6 protein-coding genes and 2 pseudogenes are annotated in these 5,584 nt (G+C 63.8%); 4 read left to right on the plus strand and 4 right to left on the minus strand.

The window, feature by feature from the left end; all coding sequences use genetic code 11:
- Positions 1 to 79: 79 nt before the first annotated feature.
- Positions 80 to 292: a hypothetical protein gene (locus QOC89_RS22855; RefSeq protein ID WP_323047097.1), complete on the minus strand. Its 213-nt coding sequence runs from the start codon at positions 290 to 292 to the stop codon at positions 80 to 82.
- Positions 293 to 352: 60 nt separating this feature from the next.
- On the opposite strand from QOC89_RS22855, the gene QOC89_RS22860 reads away from it, so the two are divergent.
- The 3 genes from QOC89_RS22860 (at position 353) to QOC89_RS22870 (ending at position 3,796) form a co-directional block, all read left to right on the plus strand.
- Positions 353 to 1,117 (plus strand): septal ring lytic transglycosylase RlpA family protein, encoded by a 765-nt coding sequence (locus QOC89_RS22860; RefSeq protein WP_323047098.1) that lies wholly within the window; start codon positions 353 to 355, stop codon positions 1,115 to 1,117.
- A gap of 622 nt (positions 1,118 to 1,739) precedes the next feature.
- Positions 1,740 to 3,146 carry a selenium-binding protein SBP56-related protein gene (locus QOC89_RS22865; RefSeq protein WP_323047099.1) on the plus strand — a complete coding sequence of 469 codons (1,407 nt, stop codon included), beginning with the start codon at positions 1,740 to 1,742 and terminating at the stop codon, positions 3,144 to 3,146.
- Complete coding sequence (locus tag QOC89_RS22870) at positions 3,143 to 3,796, plus strand: hypothetical protein (RefSeq protein WP_323047100.1); 654 nt, start codon at positions 3,143 to 3,145, stop codon at positions 3,794 to 3,796. Before QOC89_RS22865 ends, QOC89_RS22870 begins: the two co-directional genes overlap by 4 nt.
- 124 nt (positions 3,797 to 3,920) lie before the next feature.
- Here the strand turns inward: QOC89_RS22870 and QOC89_RS22875 are convergent.
- Positions 3,921 to 4,076, minus strand: a pseudogene (locus tag QOC89_RS22875) (alpha/beta fold hydrolase); the annotation flags it as partial.
- Between QOC89_RS22875 and QOC89_RS22880 the strand changes: the two are divergent.
- A pseudogene (locus QOC89_RS22880) lies at positions 4,075 to 4,206 on the plus strand (CGNR zinc finger domain-containing protein); the annotation flags it as partial. The pseudogenes QOC89_RS22875 and QOC89_RS22880 overlap by 2 nt on opposite strands.
- A 111-nt stretch (positions 4,207 to 4,317) precedes the next feature.
- Here the strand turns inward: QOC89_RS22880 and QOC89_RS22885 are convergent.
- Together QOC89_RS22885 and QOC89_RS22890 are read right to left on the minus strand one after the other, a co-directional pair.
- On the minus strand, positions 4,318 to 4,617 hold the full coding sequence (locus QOC89_RS22885) for a hypothetical protein (RefSeq protein ID WP_323047101.1): 300 nt from the start codon (positions 4,615 to 4,617) through the stop codon (positions 4,318 to 4,320).
- Positions 4,618 to 4,754: 137 nt separating this feature from the next.
- Positions 4,755 to 5,584, minus strand: an 830-nt coding sequence (locus tag QOC89_RS22890) for a galactose oxidase early set domain-containing protein (protein WP_323047102.1), incomplete at its 5' end; no start/stop codon positions are given.

The following is a 5,584-nucleotide window of genomic DNA, read 5'->3' on the forward strand; positions in this document are numbered from 1 at the left end:
AGCCGGCAATTCTAGCGGTGAATGGGTGAAGATTGGCGGGTCGCGGAGGGCGCTTGCCAGCTAAGTGCGGCGGCTCCTTTCAGGCGACGTGCGGCCCGAATTCGGCCACCACCTGGTCGATAAACGCGCGCAGTTTCGGGGTGGCGCGGCTCGCCGGAAACACGAGATCCGAGGATACGCAACCGGGATGGCGCGACGCCGACGCCGCCATGACCTGTTGGCCGGTGCATGCGCCAACAGTCAATGGACAGGAATGCGGATTGCGTACCGGCATCTTGCATACACCCGTCATTCAGAGGTCCGTTCGCTGAATCAGGTGCCCGCTGCTTTTGACAGACTAAAAGGAGGGGCGATGGCAAATGATCTTCATACCAGGGAGAATCGGCGGCTCGGTCGACTTCTCGAAGCGCAATGCGTGCGTCTGAAAGCGCAACCCGTGCGGGTTTGGAGGGCGTCTCTGTTTCTGGTCCTGTCGTGCGGCCTGGGTACGGCAATTCCGGCGCCCAGGACGGCAAGCACCACTGAGGATGTCGCACAGGAGAGCTCCAGGGCGGCGACGCGCGATGTCACGCAGTCGAGCTCGAAGGTGGCAACTCACGATGCCGCGCCGGCGCCCGCCAAGGCGGCAACTCACGATGCCGTTCAGTCGAACTCCAGGGCCGCGACGCACGATGCCGCGCCGTCGAGCCCCAAGGCAACGCCCCACACTGCTCTTGACCGTTCCGGCAAGGCACGCAAGGGCAGGGCCTCTTATTACGGCCGAAACTTCTACACGAAAAAAATGGCCGACGGTACGCCTATGGATCCGCAGTCCAACATCGCTGCGAGCAAGACATTACCGATCGGCACCAAGGCCCGGGTCACGAACCTGCAAAACGGCGCCAGCGAGACGGTCGAAATCAGGGATCGCGGCCCCTACGTGAAGAATCGCATCGTCGACGTGACGCCCAAGACCGCCGACAAGCTCGGCTTGAAAGAAGACGGGACCGCCCCCGTCGTCGTCAAGCCAATCGAAGTGCCGCAGGCCGACGGCGGCGTGAAGGCGGGCGCGGGTGCAGCCGACACGCCTGGCGGCAAAGCGTCGGTCGACGCGCAGGCTCGTCGTTCTCCGCAGTAGCGTCAAACTGCTTCCTTGATGGCTCACAAGAACCGCTGAGTCCGTTCATGCTGGAAGGCGGTGAAGAACTGTCGCGGCGCACCCCGTTCGATAAACTTGCGCTGCGAGAAAAACCACACGTTCTCTGTAAATCGTCAGGGAACCGAAGCAATAGCGCCACTTCAAATATCACCCACGGAAAGATCCCCGCAGCGATCTTTCGCGGCGCGACGACGTCCGCTCCAGGCGAAGGCCAGCACGCTGCCGCAGTTCAATAGCAAACGTACGACTTGCCGTTGCCGGAAAAGCTCGTTCGCCAGCGGCCAACATTTCGCACGAGGGTGTGGGTCGCCGGGCAACAACTCACTGGATGCCGCGAATCTCAGGTAGCGCTCGCGGGCGAAGTCCCGTTGAGGCTATGCTGGACGGTCGCGGCGGAACGTCGCCCGGATGTCACGCCGGAGGTTAGACGCAACAATGCGAGGAAGGCAGGACGTCTGCTATCGCGTCAGATATGACGTTTGATCAGGCAAAATGCCTGGGCATTCGGACGGCTAACAAAACTTTCGGTTGCTCTCACTTCAGCGGTGGACTACATCTAATACTGAGTGCCGCCCCCGCACCCTAAAAGGAGACTCCCGTCATGGGTATGCGCCCCGATCCTACGTTCCACGCTTCACCGAAACTCGCCATGGATGCGCCCGCGGAAGAGTACGCCTACACCGTGCTGCTCAGCCCCGATTTCTCGCAGCCCGACGCGCTCGCCGTCGTCGACGTGAAGCCAGGCTCGCCGACTTACAGCCAGGTGGTTCACACGGTCCCGGTGCCGTACAAGGGAGACGAATTCCACCATTTCGGCTGGAATGCCTGCTCGTCGGCACTGTCGCCGTTGACCGGCCACGCCTTCCTCGAACGACGCTATCTGATCATTCCGGGCATGCGTTCCTCACGCATTTACATCGTGGACACGCATCCGCATCCGACCCAGGCGCGGATTCACAAAATCATCGAGCCGGAAGAAATCTTCCGCAAGACGGGCTACTCGCGTCCGCATACGGTCCATTGCGGGCCGGAAGGCATTTACGTCAGTACGCTCGGCGGCGCGGGGCAGGACGGCACCGACGGGCCGCCGGGTATTTTCATCATGGATTGCGAAACGTTCGAGGTGCTCGGCCGCTGGGAGATCGATCGCGGCTTGCAGGAGAAACACTATGACTTCTGGTGGAACCTGCCGCGCGACTATATGGTGTCGAGCGAGTGGGCGTTGCCGCCGCAATTCGAGAACGGGATCGTCCCCGAGGACCTTCTGTCGAACAAGTACGGCCACCGGATCCACTTCTGGGACCTGCGCGGCAGGCGCAACGTGCAGACACTCGACCTCGGCGCGAACCACCAGATGGCGCTCGAAGTGCGGCCCGCGCATGATCCCAGCCGGGAGTACGGCTTTATCGGCGTGGTGGTCGACACGACGAACCTGGAAGGATCGATCTGGACCTGGTGGCGCGAAGGCGGAGCGTTCCATATCGAGAAGACCGCGACCATTCCGCCCGAGCCCGCCGCCACGGAACTGCTTCCGCCGTTGCTGCAGGGATTCGGCGCGGTGCCGCCGCTCGTCACCGATATCGATCTGTCCATCGACGACAAATTCCTCTACGTCGCCTGCTGGGGCACCGGCGAGATGCGCCAGTACGACGTGACGGAACCCCGCAAGCCGAAGCTCACAGGATCGGTCCACATCGGCGGGATAGCACGGCGCACGCCTCATCCGAACGGTAAAGTCTTCGCGGGCGGTCCGCAGATGGTCGAGATCAGCCGCGACGGCAAGCGCGTCTATTGGACCAACTCGCTCTATTCGACCTGGGACAACCAGTTCTACCCGGACGGCGTGCCTGCCGCACAGGTCATGGCGCGGGCCGAGCCCGGCGGCGGCCTCACGCTGGCGGACGATTACTGGGTGGACTTCCCGGACGGATACCGGGCCCACCAGATCCGGCTCGATGGCGGCGACTGCTCGACCGATTCGTTCTGTTATCCGTCGGTGGGCGTTTGATCGGGAGCGGCTGGTCGCAGACCAGCCTCTGGTTGGCCGTCCTCGCCAGCGGCCTGTTTCACGGCGTCAATCCGGCGATGGGATGGCCGCTCGCGGTGTCGAACGGACTGATGCAAAGACGCGCGCGGGCGCTGCTCGCCGCGCTCGTCTTCCTCGCGGCGGGACATGTGCTGGCGATGTTCGCGGTGATGATGCCGTTCGCCGTGCTGGCCATGCTGCTCGCCTGGCAACGTCAGATCCAGGTCGGCGCGGGGCTTCTCGTGATGGGCTTCGGCGTCTTCCTGCTGATCCGGCGACGCCATCCGCGTGTTCTCGCGCGGATCCCGCCGTCACGGCTCGCGCTGTGGTCGTTCGCGGTGGCCATCGCGCACGGTGCGGGACTGATGCTCGTGCCGATCTACCTCGGACTATGCCGGTCTTATGATCTCGACCAAGGCCACCAGGCCGCGCAAACGCTGATCGGCGCCAATCTGGGCATGGCGCTGCTCGTCTCCGCCGTTCACGCTACCGCCATGGTGCTGGTCGGCGGACTCCTCGCCTGGCTGGTCTACCGCTATCTGGGACTGAAGTTCGTGTCACGGAGCTGGTTCAACCTGGATGCAATCTGGGCGTCCAGCCTCATCCTGGTGGGCCTGCTCTCCCTGCTGTGAGGCCAATCCCCTGGCTCTCGCCTGTCACAATGGCTACCTTGCTGGACATTTTCTCTCTCCTTGACTCGTGAATGAGCCGCTCGAATATCGATTGAGTGGACAACAACCGTCTGGCATTTGCAGCTCAGCGAATCAGAAATCCGGAAATGGCCGCGGCGATATCTGCCGCATGCGTTTCCAGTGCGAAGTGACCCGTATCGAAAAAGCGCACCTCGGCGTTCGGGATGTCGCGCTTGAATGCCTCGGCGCCGGCCGGCAGAAAAAACGGATCGTTCTTTCCCGCGTGCACCTTGATGTTTGCCGATCACGCGCGTGGTCACGCGCGCCGGTGGTGCAGCATGGCGATCTGCGGTAACCGCGCGAAGGTCGCGGCGCACCGCGCGCGGCTCAAGGGGCAACTGAACGGCTAGGCGAGCCTCGACTTGACGTGCGTCGGGTGCGAGCAAGGTCGGCCACGCAAGCGCCGTGCAACGGGTGCCGAATTGGCGTGGCAAATGGCTCGCGCGATTTGCGTCTGCAGGTTAGTCGTTGGTGATGAAACGCCAAAGCGCCGCGCACTCGGTGTCGGAAAGCTCGTAGCGAGGCATGGACTTGCGCAGCATGACGTTGGCCGGATCGATGCCGTCCCTGAGCGCGCGACAGAGTGTCGCCGGGTTATAGCGAGTCGGAGGGCCGCCACGGCGGCTGGTTGCATCGAGCAGATAGCTGGGCGTCAACGGCGGGGCGAAGGCCGTGGTCGACGCCGTTTGAGTGTGACAGTTGATGCATCGGGTAGTCCAGGCCGGCAACGGGTGATCGTCGTCACGCAGGTGCGCTGACATCGCATGGTCCCCGTTGAAAATCGCGCACCCCAGATTGGCAGGATCACACGACTGCACGGCGCTGGCCAGACCTGCCACGCATAGCAGGGCGAAACCAAGCGCCGCCCGTGCGGCCCGGGGTGGCGACCATGACGCCATCACGGGATGCGCAGCGTGCGCGAGACGCTCGGCACGCCTTTCGCACTGAGGGCGAACAGCATGTAGTAACCGGGTATGACCACGCCCGGATCGGAGGGAATCGTCACCAGGTATTCGCCGGCCGTGCCTACCGTGAAACTCACCGGCACGCGCCGCTGCTCGTTGTTGACCGAGTGCGTGGCCGACGACAGACGCATTAGCGCGAACGCCTTCACGCCGCTGCTGGCCGTCACGGCGATCGAGGTGCCGAGCTGGGCCTCGGTCGGCGCCGCGCTGATGGTCGGCCGCGTTGCCGCCGAGCCGTCCGCATTGAGCAGGTAAGGCGGCGTCAGGATCTCGACGTTGGCGTGGTTGGCCGTACAACTGCCGCACAGTCCGCCGCCGCCGCTCAGCACGCGCCCGTCCGGCAGCAGCAGCGCGAAGCTGTGATAGACCCGCGGCATCGCCTGGGGCGCAAGCACCGAGAAACGTTTCGTCGTTGGATCCCACAGCTCCGGCGCCAGCACCGCCGTATCGTCCGAGAAAGGCTGCGCGAAGGCCTGGCCGCCCACCACGACGACCTGTCCGTTCGGCAGCACGACGCTGTTGTTGAAGGCGCGCTGGTAGTTCATCGATTGAATCGGCACGGCGCTCGCGGTGCCGCTGCTGATATCGATGAGCGTGGCGTCCGACGTGGCATTGGATTGCTCATAGCTCGGCGCGCCACCCACGGCGAGAATCTTGCCGATGTCGTACATGACGGCGTTGCCGTTCATCGCATCGCTGTCGTTGCCGCGATTGCCGGCCTGGGTCACGCTGCCGTTGCCCGCCGTGTCGAACCAGTGCATCG

Source organism: Paraburkholderia sp. (genome assembly GCF_034668105.1).
In the GTDB taxonomy this organism is placed as follows: Bacteria; Pseudomonadota; Gammaproteobacteria; order Burkholderiales; family Burkholderiaceae; genus Paraburkholderia.